Raw genomic sequence first — 14,910 nt, 5'->3', positions numbered from 1 at the left:
AGCGATTCAAATCGTGCCGGTTTGTACATCAATCGCCGGCGTCCATGTTGTTTTGCGTCGTTCGATTGTACGTACTTCTACTTACTGCGTATCAAAAGTTTTTGATATGCCTTTAAGGTCATTGGTTTACGCAAGGCTTGAAGCCTTCCAGAACTCACGAACCTGAATCTGGAAACCGTTGCGCAGGCCGATAAACAGCTGTTCGCCAGCGGTAAGGCCGGCATCCGCCCCCCAGGCGGTCAGTTCCTCGGGCTCAAAACCCAGCCACAGGTCGCCACAGTTCTGCTTGGCCCAGTCCTGGTCGTGGCTGCACAGTTCGCTGATCACCAGGCAGCCACCGCTGTTCATCAGGGCAGCCGCATCCAGAAAAATGTCCGCCGGGCTGGGCACGTGGTGCAGCACCATGTTCGCCACCACCAGATCAAAGGCATCTCCCCGGCCCAGCAGGGTATCGGTCACACCCTCGATCAGGTCCACGTTGTGCAGGTGCTCATCAATGCAGGTGCGGGTCGCCTTGGCCAGCATGTCTTTGCTGTTATCCAGTGCCACCACATGCGCGGCCAGTTCCGACATTACCTTCAGAAAGGCGCCTTCACCGGGACCGATCTCAAGGGCGGTCTGCCAGTTCTGCTTGGTCGACCGCTGGCGGAGCAGCTTTGCGACCGGCTTTGCGTACAGTTCGAAGGAGGCAATCAGCTCTTGCTGTTCCCGGAACTGTTCGGCGTGCCGGGCGAAAAACGCCTGCGACTGGTCCGCCCGCTGGGTGCGGATGGCGTCAATCTTCTCCTGCAGGTGGGGCGGCAGGGCTACCTGATCCACTGTTTCAAAGATCTGGCGGATGATCTGGTCCGTTGGTTTGTCGCTATCCAGGTGCAGTGGGCGGCGATAGAAAATCGCGTTGCCTTCACGCTGGGGTTCCAGCAATCCCGCCTTGTGCAGCACCTTCAGGTGATGACTCATGCCCGACTGGCGCATATCAAACAGCTGGCTCAGTTCGAGCACGCCAAACGTGTCCCGGCGCAGCACGCGCAGAATTTCAAGTCGCATGGGATCGCCGCTGGCCTTGAAGATCGGGGCCAGCGTGGCGACGGATGCGAGTTGCTCTGCGTGTGCGTTCATGGATGTCATGGTTGGGGAGTGTAGGGGGGAATAATTGATCAGGCAATAGCCATATCAAAAAAAATTGATATAGGTTTTATTTTTGGTCGGAGTGTCATGTTTCGGGAATCCACAGGAAGGGATTGCCGTATTGCAGGTACGTCGATTTGCCCCGGCATACCGTAATCGGCGAAAATACGCGCCTCTTTTTTTGCAGTCCGAATTCTTTTCCCGACCAAACTGGAGAAACGTCAATGCCGTCTCGTAAAGATCTCGCCAACGCCATTCGCGCGCTGAGCATGGATGCGGTGCAGAAAGCCAAGTCCGGCCACCCTGGAGCGCCCATGGGTATGGCGGATATCGCCGAGGTGCTGTGGAACGATTACCTGACCCACAACCCTGCCGATCCCAAGTGGTCTAACCGTGACCGCTTTGTGCTGTCCAACGGTCACGGCTCCATGCTTCAGTACGCTCTGCTGCACCTGAGCGGCTACGACGTTTCCATGGAAGACCTCAAGAACTTCCGCCAACTGCATTCCAAGACCCCGGGCCATCCTGAGTACGGCTACACCCCGGGTGTCGAAACCACCACTGGCCCGCTGGGGCAGGGCATTGCCAACGCCGTTGGCTTCGCGATCGCTGAAAAAGCCATGGCGGCACAGTTCAACCGCCCGGGTCACGACATCGTGGATCACTACACCTACGCCTTCCTGGGCGATGGCTGCCTGATGGAAGGTATCTCCCATGAGGTTGCGTCTCTGGCAGGCACGCTGGGACTGGGTAAGCTGATCTTCTTCTACGACGACAACGGCATCTCCATCGACGGCGAAGTCGAAGGCTGGTTCACCGACAACACCCCGCAGCGCTTTGAATCCTACGGCTGGCAGGTTATTCCGGCCGTTGACGGTCACGATGCCGATGCCATCCGTGCTGCGATTGAAGCTGGCCGCGCCAACACCAGTCAGCCGACACTGATTTGCTGCAAGACCATCATCGGCTTCGGTTCCCCGAACAAGCAGGGTAAGGAAAGCTGTCACGGAGCACCGCTGGGTGATGACGAAATCGCCCTGACCCGCGAGCAGCTGGGTTGGGAGCATGGCCCGTTCGAAATGCCAGACGATATTTACGCTGCCTGGAGCGCTCGCGACAAAGGCGCTGCTGCCCAGAGTGCGTGGGACGAGAAGTTCGCGGCCTACGAAAAGGCAGAACCCGAACTGGCTGCCGAGTTCAAGCGCCGTATGGCGGGCGACCTGCCGGCCGACTTTGCCGAAAAAGCCCAGGCTTACATTCAGGAGTGTCAGGACAAGGGCGAAACCATCGCCAGCCGTAAGGCGTCCCAGAACACCCTGAACGCCTACGGCCCACTGTTGCCGGAACTGATGGGTGGCTCTGCGGATCTGGCCGGTTCCAACCTGACCATCTGGGGCGGCACCAAGGGCCTGACCAAAGAAGACGCCAGCGGCAACTACATCTTCTACGGTGTGCGTGAGTTCGGCATGGCGGCGATCATGAACGGTATCGCCCTCCACGGTGGCTTTGTGCCCTACGGCGCCACCTTCCTGATTTTCATGGAGTACTGCCGCAATGCTGTGCGCATGGCGGCCCTGATGAAGCAGCGTTCCATCTTCGTGTTTACCCACGACTCCATTGGTCTGGGCGAAGACGGTCCGACCCACCAGCCGATCGAACAGCTGGCAAGCCTGCGCACCACGCCGAACATGAGCACCTGGCGTCCGGCCGATACCGTTGAATCTGCGGTAGCCTGGAAATACGCACTGGAGCGTCAGGACGGCCCGACCGCCATGGTGTTCTCCCGCCAGGGACTGCCTCATCAGGCGCGTTCCGACGAGCAGCTGGCCAATGTCGCCAAGGGTGGTTACATCCTGTCCGACAGCGAAGGCACTCCTGACCTGATCCTGATTGCCACCGGCTCCGAAGTGGCTCTGGCCCAGGACGCCGCTGCCAAGCTGCGCGATGGCGGCAAGAAGGTGCGTGTGGTTTCCATGCCGTCGACTGACGCCTTCGACGCCCAGAGCGCCGAGTACAAGCAGCAGGTGTTGCCGCTGGAAGTCACTAACCGTATCGCCATTGAAGCGGCGATCGCGGACTACTGGTACAAGTACGTTGGCCTGGATGGCCGTGTCATCGGCATGACCACCTTCGGTGAGTCTGCACCGGCAGGCGAGCTGTTCAAGGAGTTCGGCTTCACTGTCGACAACATTCTGGAAGTGGCCTCCGAACTGTTGGACGCCTGATGACCGACGCCGCGCCTTTTCGGATTGCCATCAACGGGTACGGCCGTATCGGGCAGTGCGTGTTGCGTGCGCTCTACGAAAACGGCTATCGCGACCGCCTTCAGGTGGTCGCGATCAATGAACTGTCGGACCTCGACACCATCGCCCACCTGACCCGCTATGACTCCACCCACGGTCGTTTTCAGGGTGACGTTGAAGCCCGGGGGGGCGATCTCTGGGTGAATGGTGACCAGATCCACGTGCTGCGTCATTCTGAGCCTGCCGAGCTGCCATGGGATCTGCTGAACATTGATCTCGTGCTCGAATGCTCCGGTGCGTACACGGATCGTCAGACGGCCCAAAGGCACCTCGACGCAGGCGCGAAGCGCCTGTTGTTTTCCCAGCCGGCCGAGCCGGATGTGGACCGCACGGTGGTGTTTGGCATTAACGATGACCAGCTCAGCGCTGACGACCGTATCGTCGCCGCGGGCTCCTGCACCACCAATTGCCTCGTGCCGGTCATCCGAGTTCTGGACGACGCCTTTGGTGTCGAGCAGGGCAGTACGACCACCATTCATGCAGCCATGAACGATCAGCCGGTGATCGACGCCTATCACCATCAGGATCTGCGGCGCACCCGCAGCGCCCTGCACAACATTGTGCCGGTGGATACCGGGCTGGCGGTTGGCATTGAACGCCTGCTGCCGCAAATGAAAGATCGTTTCAGTTCGGTTGCCATGCGGGTGCCCACGCTGAATGTCTCCGCCATTGATATGGTGGTCAATGTCCGGCAGACCACCGATGTGGGTGCGGTCAACGAAGTTATCCAGACAGCGGCCAATGGCCCGCTGAAAGGCATCCTCGGTTATACCGACGAGCTGCTCGCCAGTTCCGATTTCAATCACGATGCCCATTCCGGGGTTGTGGACGGCGGCCAGACCCGGGTCACCGGCGGCACCATGGTCAAGGTGCTGTGCTGGTTTGATAACGAATGGGGATTTGCCAACCGAATGCTGGATGTCAGCAACAGCTGGCTGAAGCAACAAGCTTAATCTGTCTATTAGTTGAAGGGACGAACGTTATGGCCATCAAGAAAATGACCGACCTGAACCTCGCCGGCAAGCGAGTGCTGATCCGCGAAGACCTGAACGTGCCAGTGAAAGGCGGCAAGGTAACCAGCGATGCTCGTATCCGTGCGTCCTTGCCGACCATCAAGGCAGCCATGGACGCCGGTGCCAAGGTCATGCTGATGTCCCACCTGGGACGTCCGGAAGAGGGGGTCTACGATGAGGCTTCCTCCATGAAGCCGGTGGCCGATCATCTTTCCACCGTGCTGGGGCAGGATGTACGCCTGGTGCAGGATTACCTGGATGGCGTCGAGCTTGCCGATGGTGAAGTGGTGCTGTTTGAGAACGTCCGTTTCAACAAGGGCGAGAAAAAAGACGACGAAACCCTGGCCAAGCAGTACGCCGCCCTGTGTGATGTGTTTGTGATGGATGCCTTCGGCACCGCGCACCGCGCCCAGGCGTCCACCCACGGTGTTGCCCGTTTCGCGCCGGAAGCCTGTGCAGGCCCGCTGCTGGCTGCTGAGCTGGAAGCCCTGGGCAAGGCACTGGATAACCCGGCCAAGCCGGTAGTGGCCATTGTCGGTGGCTCCAAGGTGTCCACCAAGCTGGACGTACTGAACGCGCTGGAAAAAGTCTGTGATCAGATCATCGTCGGTGGTGGCATTGCCAACACTTTCCTGGCGGCTGCTGGCCACCCGGTGGGCAAGTCCCTGTGCGAGCATGACCTGGTGGATACCGCAAAGGACATCGCAGGCCGCGTCGAGATTCCCCTGCCGGTGGATGTGGTTGTAGCCAGTGAATTTGCCGAAACTGCGACGGCTACCACGAAGAACATCGCGGATGTCACCGACAATGACATGATTCTGGATGTGGGCCCGGAAACCGCCGGCCAGTTTGCCGAACTGCTGAAAAACGCCAGGACCATCCTGTGGAACGGCCCGGTTGGCGTGTTCGAGTTTGATCAGTTCGGCAATGGCACCAAGGCCCTGGCTGACGCCATCGCTGAGAGTGACGCCTTCTCACTGGCAGGTGGTGGTGACACCGTCGCGGCCGTTGACAAGTACGGCGTGGCTGACAAAATTTCCTACATCTCCACCGGCGGCGGCGCTTTCCTGGAATTCGTTGAGGGGAAAACCCTGCCAGCCGTCGCGGTACTGGAAGAGCGTGGAGCATAAGCCCCACGCGATAGTACGAATCGCGAAGCAGGCTCAAGAGTCGATAGGCACGAGCCTGGTAACGAACAGCAATTAATCATTCTAAATCCAATCGAGGAGACTACCCATGGCCCTGATTTCGATGCGGCAACTGCTGGATCACGCCGCCGAGCACGGTTACGGTGTGCCAGCCTTTAACGTCAACAACCTGGAGCAGATGCGCGCCATCATGGAAGCGGCTGACAAGACCGATTCCCCGGTGATTGTCCAGGCCTCTGCCGGTGCCCGTAAGTACGCCGGTGCGCCTTTCCTGCGCCACCTGATTCTGGCGGCCATTGAAGAGTTTCCCCATATTCCGGTGGTCATGCACCAGGATCACGGCACCAGCCCGTCTGTGTGCCAGCGCTCCATCCAGCTGGGCTTCAGCTCGGTCATGATGGACGGTTCCCTGGGCGAAGACGGTAAGACTCCGACCGACTACGAGTACAACGTTGACGTAACCCGTCGCACCGTAGAGATGGCGCACGCCTGTGGTGTGTCCGTGGAAGGTGAGCTGGGCTGCCTGGGCTCCCTGGAAACCGGTCAGGCCGGCGAGGAAGACGGTATTGGTGCCGAGGGCACCCTGGATCACAGCCAGATGCTGACCGACCCGGAAGAAGCGGCTGACTTCGTTAAGAAAACTCACGTAGACGCTCTGGCGATCGCCATCGGCACCAGCCACGGTGCCTACAAGTTCACCCGTCCGCCCACGGGCGACATCCTTGCCATCGACCAGATCAAGGCCATTCACGCCCGGATTCCGGACACCCACCTGGTGATGCACGGCTCCAGCTCCGTACCCCAGGAGTGGCTGAAGGTGATCAACGAGTTCGGTGGTGAAATCCCGGAAACCTACGGTGTGCCGGTCGAGGAAATCGTTGAGGGCATCAAGCACGGCGTGCGCAAGGTCAACATCGATACCGACCTGCGTCTGGCCAGCACTGGTGCGGTTCGTCGCTTCCTGAGCGAGAAGCCGTCCGAATTCGACCCGCGCAAATTCCTCAAGGAAACCATGAAGGCCATGACCGAGATCTGTGTGGCTCGTTATGAAGCCTTCGGTACTGCCGGTAACGCCAGCAAGATCAAGCCGCTTAACCTGGACCAGATGTTCGAGCGTTACGCTGCTGGCGAGCTGGACCCGAAGGTTAAGTAAGGTCGCTCATTTGTCATTGTGTAGCCTGATGGTTGCATCGTGGCGCCCGGTGGCCAGCCTGATCGGAAACCGCCCGTAAATACATCCCTGTAGGGCTTCGTCGCGCCATCCCTGGCGCGACAGATTTCCGATCAGTCTGCCCACCAGGCTTGGTCCAACCGCACGGATATATCTGAGTGGTTGAGCCGAGTTGGAGTGGCGGTGGTGTTCAAAACTGTCTGTGGCCATGGATGGCCACAGCCAAGCCCTACAGGGATGTACTTGCGGGCGTGTTTTGAACACCACCGCCACTCCGACGATTACTCGAAGTCTTTCGTTTGCCTCCCTCTTATCCAATCCTGACTTGCCTCAAGTGAGAGCAAACCCTCCCTTGTAATTTCCCAAACCTCATCAAATATAGTGATTAACAAATGAGCAAAAGCTCGTCATCGTTAATCAGTGGTGAGGACCCGAATGGATTTTAAAGACTATTACGCCGTGCTCGGTGTGAGCGAGTCTGCCTCTCCCGAGGACATTAAAAAGGCCTACCGCAAGCTGGCCCGGAAATATCATCCGGATGTGAGCAAGGAAGAAGGCGCCGATGAAAAGTTCAAGGACCTTGGCGAGGCCTATGAGGTTCTGAAGGACCCTGAAAAGCGCGCCGAATACGATCAGCTGCGTAAGTATGGCGCCCGGCCTGACGGTTCGTTTGAACCCCCACCTGGCTGGCAAAGTGCGTCCGGGTTCGGGCGCGGCGGCTATACCGACGCCGATGCCCGCCAGTTCAGCGATTTCTTCGAGGAAATCTTCGGAGGCGGAGCCCGCGGGGGTGGCTTTGGCGGCGGCAGTCACGGATTCCGTCAGTCGATGCGTATGCGTGGTGAGGATGTTCACGCCCGGCTGGCGCTGTTTCTGGAAGAGGTGTTTCACGGCTGCGACAAGCAGGTGTCGTTTACCGTTCATGAGCCGGACGAGCATGGCCGGCTGATGCCAAGAAAGAAAACCCTGAACGTGAAAATTCCGGCCGGCATGCGGGAAGGTCAGCATTTGCGCCTCAAGGGGCAGGGCTCGCCGGGCATTGGCGGTGCTGAAGCCGGTGACTTGCTACTGGAGATTGAGCTGGCACCCCATCCGACGTTCGCCGTCGAAGGTCGGGACATACTGGTAACCGTACCGATTGCGCCCTGGGAAGCAGCCCTGGGGGCGTCTGTCACCGTGCCAACCGTTGGTGGCAAGGTGAGCGTCAAGGTGCCAAAGGGTTCATCCAGCGGTCGGAAGCTGCGTCTCAAGGGCAAGGGATTCCCGGGTAAGCATTCGGGGGATCAGATCGTTGTGCTGCAGATCGTAATGCCCGAGCAGCACAATCCGGAGGCTGAAAAGCTATACGAGAAGTTGGCCGAATCCGAAAAAGCATTCAATCCACGCAGCAAGCTGCACGTCTAGACAGGGAGTGATCGCATGAGCAGAGATGACGACGTGCTGGTGGTCGACATCACCGATCCTCAGATTCGCCTCACGTTCCGTGAAATCTGCGAGCAGGGGGAATGCCATGGGGAGCTGGTGTTGAAGATGGTGAGTTACGGCATTATCGAGCCGGTTGATCTTGCCGATGATGCCGGGAGGGCCCGCTGGCTGTTTGATCAAGCCGCCTTGATGCGGCTTCGCAAGGCGATTCGGCTGCAACGGGATCTCAAGATGAACCTGCCCGGGCTGGCGATGTCGCTGGACCTGTTGGATGAAGTGGATGAGATGCGCCGGGAGATCACGGCGCTTCGCCGCCAGTTGCGCCACTTCTCGGGTGCGCCGGAGAAGGACTGATTCCCTGTGACGTTAACCTGATTTCTCGAGCTTTCTGATTTCTTCGTAGATTTTCTCGGCCTCTTCCATCAGCGTGCCGTGGGTTCGCAGATCCCCGTTTCGCTGGGCGTGCAGGGCTTTGCCCAGGGTGTACTCGTAGTCTTTTTGCAGTTTCTTCTTCGGGTCTCGCTTCAGAAATCCCAGCATGCACGTTCACTCCGTCGGTTACCTATCCAAAAAACGTACGTTAGCGTTGGCAAAAAGTTCATGCTTCCGGACGATCAGTATGCTTCCGGACCCATAGAAGCGGGTGTATTGTTCCGATACAGCCGTTCAGCAGATTGGTAAACTGTGGGAGCCGGCCGACAGGCAACCCCTCTGTGCCGAGTGCGCGCGAGACAAAGCTGTTTTTCAGCCGGGAATGAATTACAAACAGACAGGAAGGAGTTCGTAATGGGAGAAGCCAAGCGCCGGAAAACCTCCGGATCCGATGCGCCGCGGGGCAAGCGTGGTAAGGCTGTCTGGATTGGTGCCGCTGTTGCGCTGGCGACGGCCGTCGTCATTGGACTGTTTTTTGTGACAGCCCCACCGCAACCCGACGCAGAAGGGTTACCTGTGGCGGCTGCCAACGCTGATCCCTTTCCCGCCGAACTGGATCGGTTTGGTATATCCGTGGGCGCCGAAGATGCCCCGATGGTGGTTCGTGAGTTTGCCGACTATCAGTGCCCGGCCTGCGGTCGGTTTTCCGAGGCAGCCCGCCGGCTGAAAGAGGAATACGTTGACGCCGGCAAGGTGCGGTTCGTGTTCTACGACCTGCCCCTGAAGCAGCACGCCAATGCCATGCCGGCAGCCATGGCAGCCCGGTGCGCGGGGGATCAGGACGCCTACTGGGCCATGCATGATCGCCTGTTTGATGCGCAGACTGAGTGGAGTGGTTCCGGTGACCCTGTGGCGACATTCACCCGCTATGCTGTCGATCTGGGGCTGGAGGAGCGCCGGTTCGAACGCTGTATGAATACCGAGTTGCACCTCGAAGACATTGAACAGAGCCGCCGCGTTGCCATGCAGCTCCGCCTGACCAGTACCCCCAGTGTTCTGGTCGATAATATCCTGCTGACACGTCCCGGCTGGGGCCAGATGTCTGCCGTTGTCGAGCGGGAGCTGGCATCCAGGCGTTGAGCGCCGTTACCCACGCTTCGGACACCCCGCACTTGAACAGGGCGCAAAGTTGGTTAAAATTTGCGCCCTCTCGGTCTTTCTGAAGAGCTATAGTCAAAAACCATGCTCCGGATTTACGATCCGGCCCGCAGGAGAAGTTAATGAGTCATGACGTTGTTGTCTGCGCACTTTACAAGTTCGTAGATCTGAATAATTACGCCGACCTTCGCCAGTCCCTTCTGGACACTATGCTGGGGCACGATGTCCGAGGCACCCTGTTGCTGGCCCGTGAAGGCATCAACGGAACCATCGCTGGCAGCCGTGACGGTATCGATGCCGTAAAAGCCTGGTTGGCCGCCGATGAGCGCTTCAATGGTGTGGACTACAAAGAGTCCTTTGTGGACATCCAGCCGTTCAAGCGCACCAAAGTGAAGCTGAAGAAAGAGATCGTCACCATGGGGGTTGAGGGCATAGACCCGAAGCGCGTGGTAGGCACCTACGTTGATCCGAAGGACTGGAACAACCTGATTTCTGACCCAGAGGTGGTTCTGATCGACACCCGAAACCAGTACGAGGTGGAAATCGGCACCTTCCAGAATGCGGTCAACCCGGCGACCGATACCTTCCGCGAGTTCCCCGACTACGTAAAGGAAAACCTGGATCCGGCCAAGCACAAGAAGGTGGCCATGTTCTGCACCGGGGGCATTCGTTGCGAAAAGTCGACCGCGTACCTGAAGGAGCAGGGCTTCGAAGAGGTCTATCACCTTAAGGGTGGCATTCTGAAGTACCTGGAAGAAGTGCCGGAAGAAAACACCCTGTGGCACGGTGAGTGCTTCGTGTTTGATGACCGGGTGACCGTGAATCACCGGCTGGAACGCGGTGACTATGACCAGTGTCATGCCTGCCGGCGACCCATTACCGAAGACGACAAGCAACGTCCGGAATACGAGCAGGGTGTCAGCTGTCACCAGTGTATCGATTCGCTGACCGAGGAGCAGAAGGCACGCTTCAAGGAACGCGAACACCAGATGCGCCTTGCGGAGCAGCGTGGCGAGGTTCACGTTGGTGGTGAGGCCGCCCGGATCATTGCTGAACGCAAAGCCCGAAAGAAGGCGGAGCGTGAGCGTCAGGCACAGAAAAGCCAGGCGGGAGAGCAGGCCCGTAACACCGCGGAAGCCTGAAACCGCCCGGCCAGGGAGAAGGCTTCGTGAAACTGAAAACGGCAGTCGCCGCGCTCTTGTTGAGCGTGGCTCCTCTGGTTCAGGCCCAGAATAACCCGGGCCTGCAGGCCGAATTTGAACTCGGGGTTCTGGTGGCCACCGGCAACACCGATGAACGGAATATCAGTGGCCGTATCGGGCTAACACGGGAATTCAGGCGCTGGCGCAACACCGGTGAGTTCACGGCCCGCCACATCGAAGCCGAGGATGAGACCACCGCGGAGCAGTACCGGGCGCAGGGGGAAACCAACTACAAGTTCGATGAACAGCAGTACTGGTTTCTACGTGGTGCCTGGGAAGACGATCGTTTCTCAGGCTATGCCTTCGAAACATCCGTTACCGCCGGTTACGGTAACCGGATCTGGGAAGTGGGAGACGTGTCGTTCCTGAGCGTGTCAACCGGTCTCGGTTACCGGTATAACCGGCTGGATGAGCCCGAGCCCGATGGCACCGATGAAGAAGAGTCGGCCATTGCCCGTTTCGCGGCGGAGTTGGCGTACGAAATTTCAGACCGTTCCCTGTTCCGGCAGAAGTTGGCTACTGAAGTTGGTCTGGAAGAAACCAACACCATCACCGAGTCCGAAACGTCTCTACAAACGACGGTCGTTGGTAATCTTGCGCTAAAGCTTTCCTATCGGGTAAAGCATGTGTCGAACCCGCCAGACGATGCCGAGCGGACCGACACGGTGACTGCGCTGTCGGTGCTCTACACCTACTGATTCAGACCTTGTTGCGAAGCCCCAGCTCATCCGGGTAGGGCGTCAGGTACTGCTGTACGTTCAGGTAATCTACGGGCTCCCGCCGCTGTGCCATCCTGAGGAGCGTCATGGGAACCACCAGAGGCACCTCGCCCCGACGGTAGGCTTCCATCTGTTCAATCAGGACTTTGCGCTCTTCATCACCCAACGAATCTCGCAAGTAACCCATGAGGTGTTGCATGGCGTTGGTGTGGGAACCCCGGCTGACTTTCTGACTCATTGCGTCCATGAACAATTGCAGGTACTGGTCGGCGGTGTCTTCCAGGGGGGAGGACTTGAGATCCGAGAGAAGGGGGCCCAGTTGCCGGTAAATTTTCTCTGAGTGAGCCAGCAACTGAAACTTGTGCCGGGTGTGGAATTCGATCAGCGCCTTGGGGGTCAGGTTGTCGCCCGCCACGTTTTGCATCCAGTCATCGTAGGCAAAGACCCGCTCGATGAAGTTTTCACGCAGCATGTCATCGTGCAGTCGGCCTTCTTCTTCCACCGGCATCAACGGGTAGGCCTTCATCAACGCTTCGGCGAACAGTCCCCGACCATCCCGTCGGGTGACCCGGCCTTCCTCGTTGTGAACCTTGATGCGCTCCATGCCACAGCTGGGAGATTTCGCCATCAGGATGTAGCCCCGCAGGTCGGACAGGCTCGGCATGATGCGTTCGATAAACGTGTTCATGGCCTCGGTGTGGTCCGCCGTGCCCTTGCTTTCAATCAGCCGCAGACCATCGTCGTATTCCCGCAGGTGAATGGCGGGGCGAGGCACACCCAGACCCGCTTCCAGCTCCGGGCAGATGGAACGGAACTCAAAGTGTTTGGACAATACCTGGGTACAGTAGCGGGAGTGCTTGTGCCCGCCATCGTGTCGAACCTCTTTGCCCAGCAGGCAGGTGCTGATACCAACAGGGATCTGGCTCACCGCTTTTCTCCGATCGTGAAGTCGCGTTTTGTGTACGTGTTTTCAGTCTAAACCGATCAGGGCGGTAAGGCGAAACCGGTCGGACGCCTGGATAGAGTGGCACGACCTCTGCCGGGTGGAGTTGACCCTCACGATGCCTCGTATCAGGCCAGCGCGTGTCGGATCAGTACTTTCTGGTGTTCCGCAAACTCCCGAATCAGTTCCTGTGCCCGGGCGCCGTCCCGCGCCAGGATGGCCTGGGGTAACTGGTCGAAGAACTTGCCGGTTTTTTCCAGATCCTGACGGTAGCGGTCGGCGCCCAGGAAATAGGTGCGGCTGACCGCTGGCTTGAAGTTCGAGAGCGCTTCGGTGAGATAGGGGTTGTTGACCACCTGGCAGCAGGCCTCCATGACACCGAAGCTGGCTTCGACGACGGCCGTTGTCGGGATGTCGGGTTGGCGGATTTTTGCCAGAACGGTTTCCACCGCATTCAACAGAAGGACCTTATCCGACTCCTGCCAGCGTTCGCACAGCCGGACAGCCAGCATCATCAGAAGGTGCATATACACGTCGTACAACTCGGAGGCATGTTCGGCGTCCAGTTGTGTGGCTGCGGCGCCTTTTCGCGGCGTGATATCCACCAGGTGCCAGCGCTCCAGCGTGTACAACGCCTCTTTGACGGAGGCTCTGCTGACATTGAGCTCGGCAGCCAGGGTCGCCTCCTGAATGCGTTTACCGGGAGGAATCTGGCCGGTCATGATTCGTTCGGCAAGGTAATTGGCTATCTGCTCGGCCAGTGTGTTGGGTACCTGAAAATCCATCGCTGTTCTCTGACCAGGTGAAAACCACACTCCGCTCCGCCACGCAGGCGGGTAGGGCTCTGTTGATATGCGCATGAGTGTATCACAGCCTCTACAAAGGCAATCCGCAACGCGTTGATTCCAAGAGGGTTCTCAAGAACACAAAAAAATTCTCTCGGCCATGTTGACGACTGACGCATTGTAGGACAATAATTCAAAGAGCAAAAGGGGCAACTGTGCCGCCGTTTGACTGCCAAGGAGAGAGCGAAATGAGTACCCGACAACTAGCCGTCAGTCCGGAAGCTGCTCGCCGGAAGGTTCTGCTGACATTGAAGAAGTTCAGTTACCTGATTGCCATGGTTCCTCTGGTGCTGCCCCCCCTGTTGTTGGCCGCGGGTCAGGCAACGGATCTTGTGAACCTGTTTTCCTGGGGGGTGCCAGTGGTGGTATTTGGCATCATCCCTGTGCTGGATATGATTCTTGGCAAGGATTCCCTGAATCCGGATGAAGACGTCGATGTCCCGGCCATGAACAAGGCGTTGTTCTACCGGGTTGTCACCCTGGGCTGGGTTGCCGCTTTCGCGGTGCTGCTGGTCTGGAGCATGCTGGTGCTTGCCTCCGGCACGTTCAGCGTGGTGGGTGGCATTGGCTGGGTGCTGTCTGTGGGTATTGTTGGCGGGCTGGGTATAAATGTGGCTCACGAGCTGATCCACAAGGACAGCAAGCTGGAAAGCCGTATTGGCGGCTTTATGTTGTCGCTGGTCTGCTACGGCGGTTTCAAGGTGGAACACGTGCGTGGCCACCATGTTCATGTGTCTACTCCTGAAGACGCCTCGTCGTCACGCTATAACCAGTCCCTGTACAGCTTTCTGCCGCAAGCCTATGTGCGCAACTTCATCAATGCCTGGAAGCTGGAGGCTGAACGTCTGAAGCGCAAGGGTCACAAGGCCCTGTCCTGGCGCAACGAACTCATCTGGTGGTATGGCATAAGCCTGATGGTGTGTGTGGCGTTCACTGTCGCCTTTGGCTGGCTGGGTGCGGCCTTTTTCCTGGCCCAGAGCTTTATTGCCTTTACCCTGCTGGAGATCGTGAATTACCTCGAACACTACGGCCTGCACCGCCGTAAGCTGGACAATGGCCGCTACGAGCGCACCACGCCGGAGCACAGCTGGAACAGCAATTACTTCCTGACCAATGTGTTCCTGTTCCATCTGCAGCGCCACAGTGATCATCACGCCTTTGCCAAGCGTCGGTACCAGGTGCTCCGCCACCACGACATTGCGCCCCAGCTACCCGCCGGCTACGCCGCGATGATTGTGGTAGCAATGATCCCACCGCTGTGGAAGCGCATCATGAATCCAAGGGTGGAAGCCTATTATCGCGGCGAGGAGCATCAACTGGCTTCCTGATTGCCGAAACCATCGTTCCAGACTTCAGAAGAGCGTCTCTGAAGCCGCCGGGGTAACAGCCGGCTCTCCGACCCCACCGGTGCGTCTCTGGCCGTGGGGTCTTTTTTTGCCCTTGAAATTGGCCGGTCATGCACACAGGTACAAGGCTCAAGTTC

Annotated in this window: 14 protein-coding genes; 10 read left to right on the top strand and 4 right to left on the bottom strand. The window is 58.5% G+C overall.

Features of this window, described 5'->3' with window-relative positions; genetic code table 11:
- Positions 1-126: 126 nt before the first annotated feature.
- On the bottom strand, positions 127-1,128 hold the full coding sequence (locus QVZ43_RS03130) for a metalloregulator ArsR/SmtB family transcription factor (protein ID WP_223794333.1): 1,002 nt from the start codon (positions 1,126-1,128) through the stop codon (positions 127-129).
- A gap of 224 nt (positions 1,129-1,352) precedes the next feature.
- Here QVZ43_RS03130 and tkt point away from each other — a divergent pair, with 224 nt between their 5' ends.
- From tkt to QVZ43_RS03100, 6 genes are all read left to right on the top strand, one after another.
- A complete protein-coding gene (gene tkt, locus QVZ43_RS03125) occupies positions 1,353-3,353 on the top strand; it encodes a transketolase (protein WP_302908835.1) in 2,001 nt (666 codons plus the stop codon).
- Positions 3,353-4,384 carry a type I glyceraldehyde-3-phosphate dehydrogenase gene (gap, locus tag QVZ43_RS03120; protein ID WP_302908834.1) on the top strand — a complete coding sequence of 344 codons (1,032 nt, stop codon included), beginning with the start codon at positions 3,353-3,355 and terminating at the stop codon, positions 4,382-4,384. The genes tkt and gap overlap by 1 nt, the downstream gene beginning before the upstream one ends.
- Before the next feature lie 29 nt (positions 4,385-4,413).
- Complete coding sequence (locus tag QVZ43_RS03115) at positions 4,414-5,574, top strand: phosphoglycerate kinase (protein WP_302908833.1); 1,161 nt, start codon at positions 4,414-4,416, stop codon at positions 5,572-5,574.
- A 106-nt stretch (positions 5,575-5,680) separates the two neighbouring features.
- Entirely contained in the window at positions 5,681-6,745 is a 1,065-nt protein-coding gene (gene fba / locus QVZ43_RS03110; protein ID WP_302908832.1) for a class II fructose-bisphosphate aldolase, read from the top strand.
- Positions 6,746-7,198: 453 nt separating this feature from the next.
- Positions 7,199-8,167, top strand: a complete 969-nt coding sequence (locus QVZ43_RS03105; protein ID WP_223794328.1) for a DnaJ C-terminal domain-containing protein — start codon at positions 7,199-7,201, stop codon at positions 8,165-8,167.
- Positions 8,168-8,182: 15 nt separating this feature from the next.
- A complete protein-coding gene (locus tag QVZ43_RS03100; protein WP_302908831.1) occupies positions 8,183-8,542 on the top strand; it encodes a chaperone modulator CbpM in 360 nt (119 codons plus the stop codon).
- 12 nt (positions 8,543-8,554) lie between these two features.
- Here the strand turns inward: QVZ43_RS03100 and QVZ43_RS03095 are convergent, their stop codons facing one another.
- On the bottom strand, positions 8,555-8,728 hold the full coding sequence (locus QVZ43_RS03095; RefSeq protein ID WP_302908830.1) for a DUF6435 family protein: 174 nt from the start codon (positions 8,726-8,728) through the stop codon (positions 8,555-8,557).
- Between the two features lie 246 nt (positions 8,729-8,974).
- Here QVZ43_RS03095 and QVZ43_RS03090 point away from each other — a divergent pair, with 246 nt between their 5' ends.
- The 3 genes from QVZ43_RS03090 (at position 8,975) to QVZ43_RS03080 (ending at position 11,618) form a co-directional block, all read left to right on the top strand.
- A complete protein-coding gene (locus tag QVZ43_RS03090) occupies positions 8,975-9,700 on the top strand; it encodes a DsbA family protein (RefSeq protein ID WP_302908829.1) in 726 nt (241 codons plus the stop codon).
- A 140-nt stretch (positions 9,701-9,840) separates the two neighbouring features.
- The gene (trhO, locus tag QVZ43_RS03085) at positions 9,841-10,860 is read left to right on the top strand and encodes an oxygen-dependent tRNA uridine(34) hydroxylase TrhO (protein WP_302908828.1); all 1,020 of its coding nucleotides are present in this window, start codon (positions 9,841-9,843) and stop codon (positions 10,858-10,860) included.
- A gap of 26 nt (positions 10,861-10,886) precedes the next feature.
- Positions 10,887-11,618 carry a DUF481 domain-containing protein gene (locus tag QVZ43_RS03080; RefSeq protein ID WP_223794323.1) on the top strand — a complete coding sequence of 244 codons (732 nt, stop codon included), beginning with the start codon at positions 10,887-10,889 and terminating at the stop codon, positions 11,616-11,618.
- Position 11,619: 1 nt separating this feature from the next.
- Here QVZ43_RS03080 and QVZ43_RS03075 read toward each other — a convergent pair whose 3' ends face one another.
- Together QVZ43_RS03075 and QVZ43_RS03070 are read right to left on the bottom strand one after the other, a co-directional pair.
- Positions 11,620-12,567 (bottom strand): YbgA family protein, encoded by a 948-nt coding sequence (locus QVZ43_RS03075; protein WP_302908827.1) that lies wholly within the window; start codon positions 12,565-12,567, stop codon positions 11,620-11,622.
- Between the two features lie 143 nt (positions 12,568-12,710).
- The gene (locus QVZ43_RS03070; protein WP_302908826.1) at positions 12,711-13,367 is read right to left on the bottom strand and encodes a GntR family transcriptional regulator; all 657 of its coding nucleotides are present in this window, start codon (positions 13,365-13,367) and stop codon (positions 12,711-12,713) included.
- Between the two features lie 248 nt (positions 13,368-13,615).
- On the opposite strand from QVZ43_RS03070, the gene QVZ43_RS03065 reads away from it, so the two are divergent.
- The gene (locus QVZ43_RS03065; RefSeq protein ID WP_302908825.1) at positions 13,616-14,755 is read left to right on the top strand and encodes an alkane 1-monooxygenase; all 1,140 of its coding nucleotides are present in this window, start codon (positions 13,616-13,618) and stop codon (positions 14,753-14,755) included.
- Positions 14,756-14,910: the final 155 nt, after the last annotated feature.

Origin of the sequence: Marinobacter suaedae (assembly GCF_030519635.1) — a bacterium.
GTDB lineage: Bacteria > Pseudomonadota > Gammaproteobacteria > Pseudomonadales > Oleiphilaceae > Marinobacter > Marinobacter suaedae.
Note: the sequence above shows the minus strand (reverse complement) of the source record. Positions and strands in the feature narration are given on the sequence as shown.

Excerpts from the sequence above, each read along its gene's own strand:
- QVZ43_RS03115 (WP_302908833.1), top strand. The coding sequence starts at position 4,414 with ATGGCCATCAAGAAAATGACCGACCTGAACCTCGCCGGCAAGCGAGTG.
- tkt (WP_302908835.1), top strand. The coding sequence starts at position 1,353 with ATGCCGTCTCGTAAAGATCTCGCCAACGCCATTCGCGCGCTGAGCATG.
- QVZ43_RS03105 (WP_223794328.1), top strand. The coding sequence starts at position 7,199 with ATGGATTTTAAAGACTATTACGCCGTGCTCGGTGTGAGCGAGTCTGCC.
- QVZ43_RS03130 (WP_223794333.1), bottom strand. The coding sequence starts at position 1,128 with ATGACATCCATGAACGCACACGCAGAGCAACTCGCATCCGTCGCCACG.
- QVZ43_RS03095 (WP_302908830.1), bottom strand. The coding sequence starts at position 8,728 with ATGCTGGGATTTCTGAAGCGAGACCCGAAGAAGAAACTGCAAAAAGAC.
- QVZ43_RS03070 (WP_302908826.1), bottom strand. The coding sequence starts at position 13,367 with ATGGATTTTCAGGTACCCAACACACTGGCCGAGCAGATAGCCAATTAC.
- fba (WP_302908832.1), top strand. The coding sequence starts at position 5,681 with ATGGCCCTGATTTCGATGCGGCAACTGCTGGATCACGCCGCCGAGCAC.
- trhO (WP_302908828.1), top strand. The coding sequence starts at position 9,841 with ATGAGTCATGACGTTGTTGTCTGCGCACTTTACAAGTTCGTAGATCTG.
- QVZ43_RS03100 (WP_302908831.1), top strand. The coding sequence starts at position 8,183 with ATGAGCAGAGATGACGACGTGCTGGTGGTCGACATCACCGATCCTCAG.
- QVZ43_RS03065 (WP_302908825.1), top strand. The coding sequence starts at position 13,616 with ATGAGTACCCGACAACTAGCCGTCAGTCCGGAAGCTGCTCGCCGGAAG.
- QVZ43_RS03090 (WP_302908829.1), top strand. The coding sequence starts at position 8,975 with ATGGGAGAAGCCAAGCGCCGGAAAACCTCCGGATCCGATGCGCCGCGG.
- gap (WP_302908834.1), top strand. The coding sequence starts at position 3,353 with ATGACCGACGCCGCGCCTTTTCGGATTGCCATCAACGGGTACGGCCGT.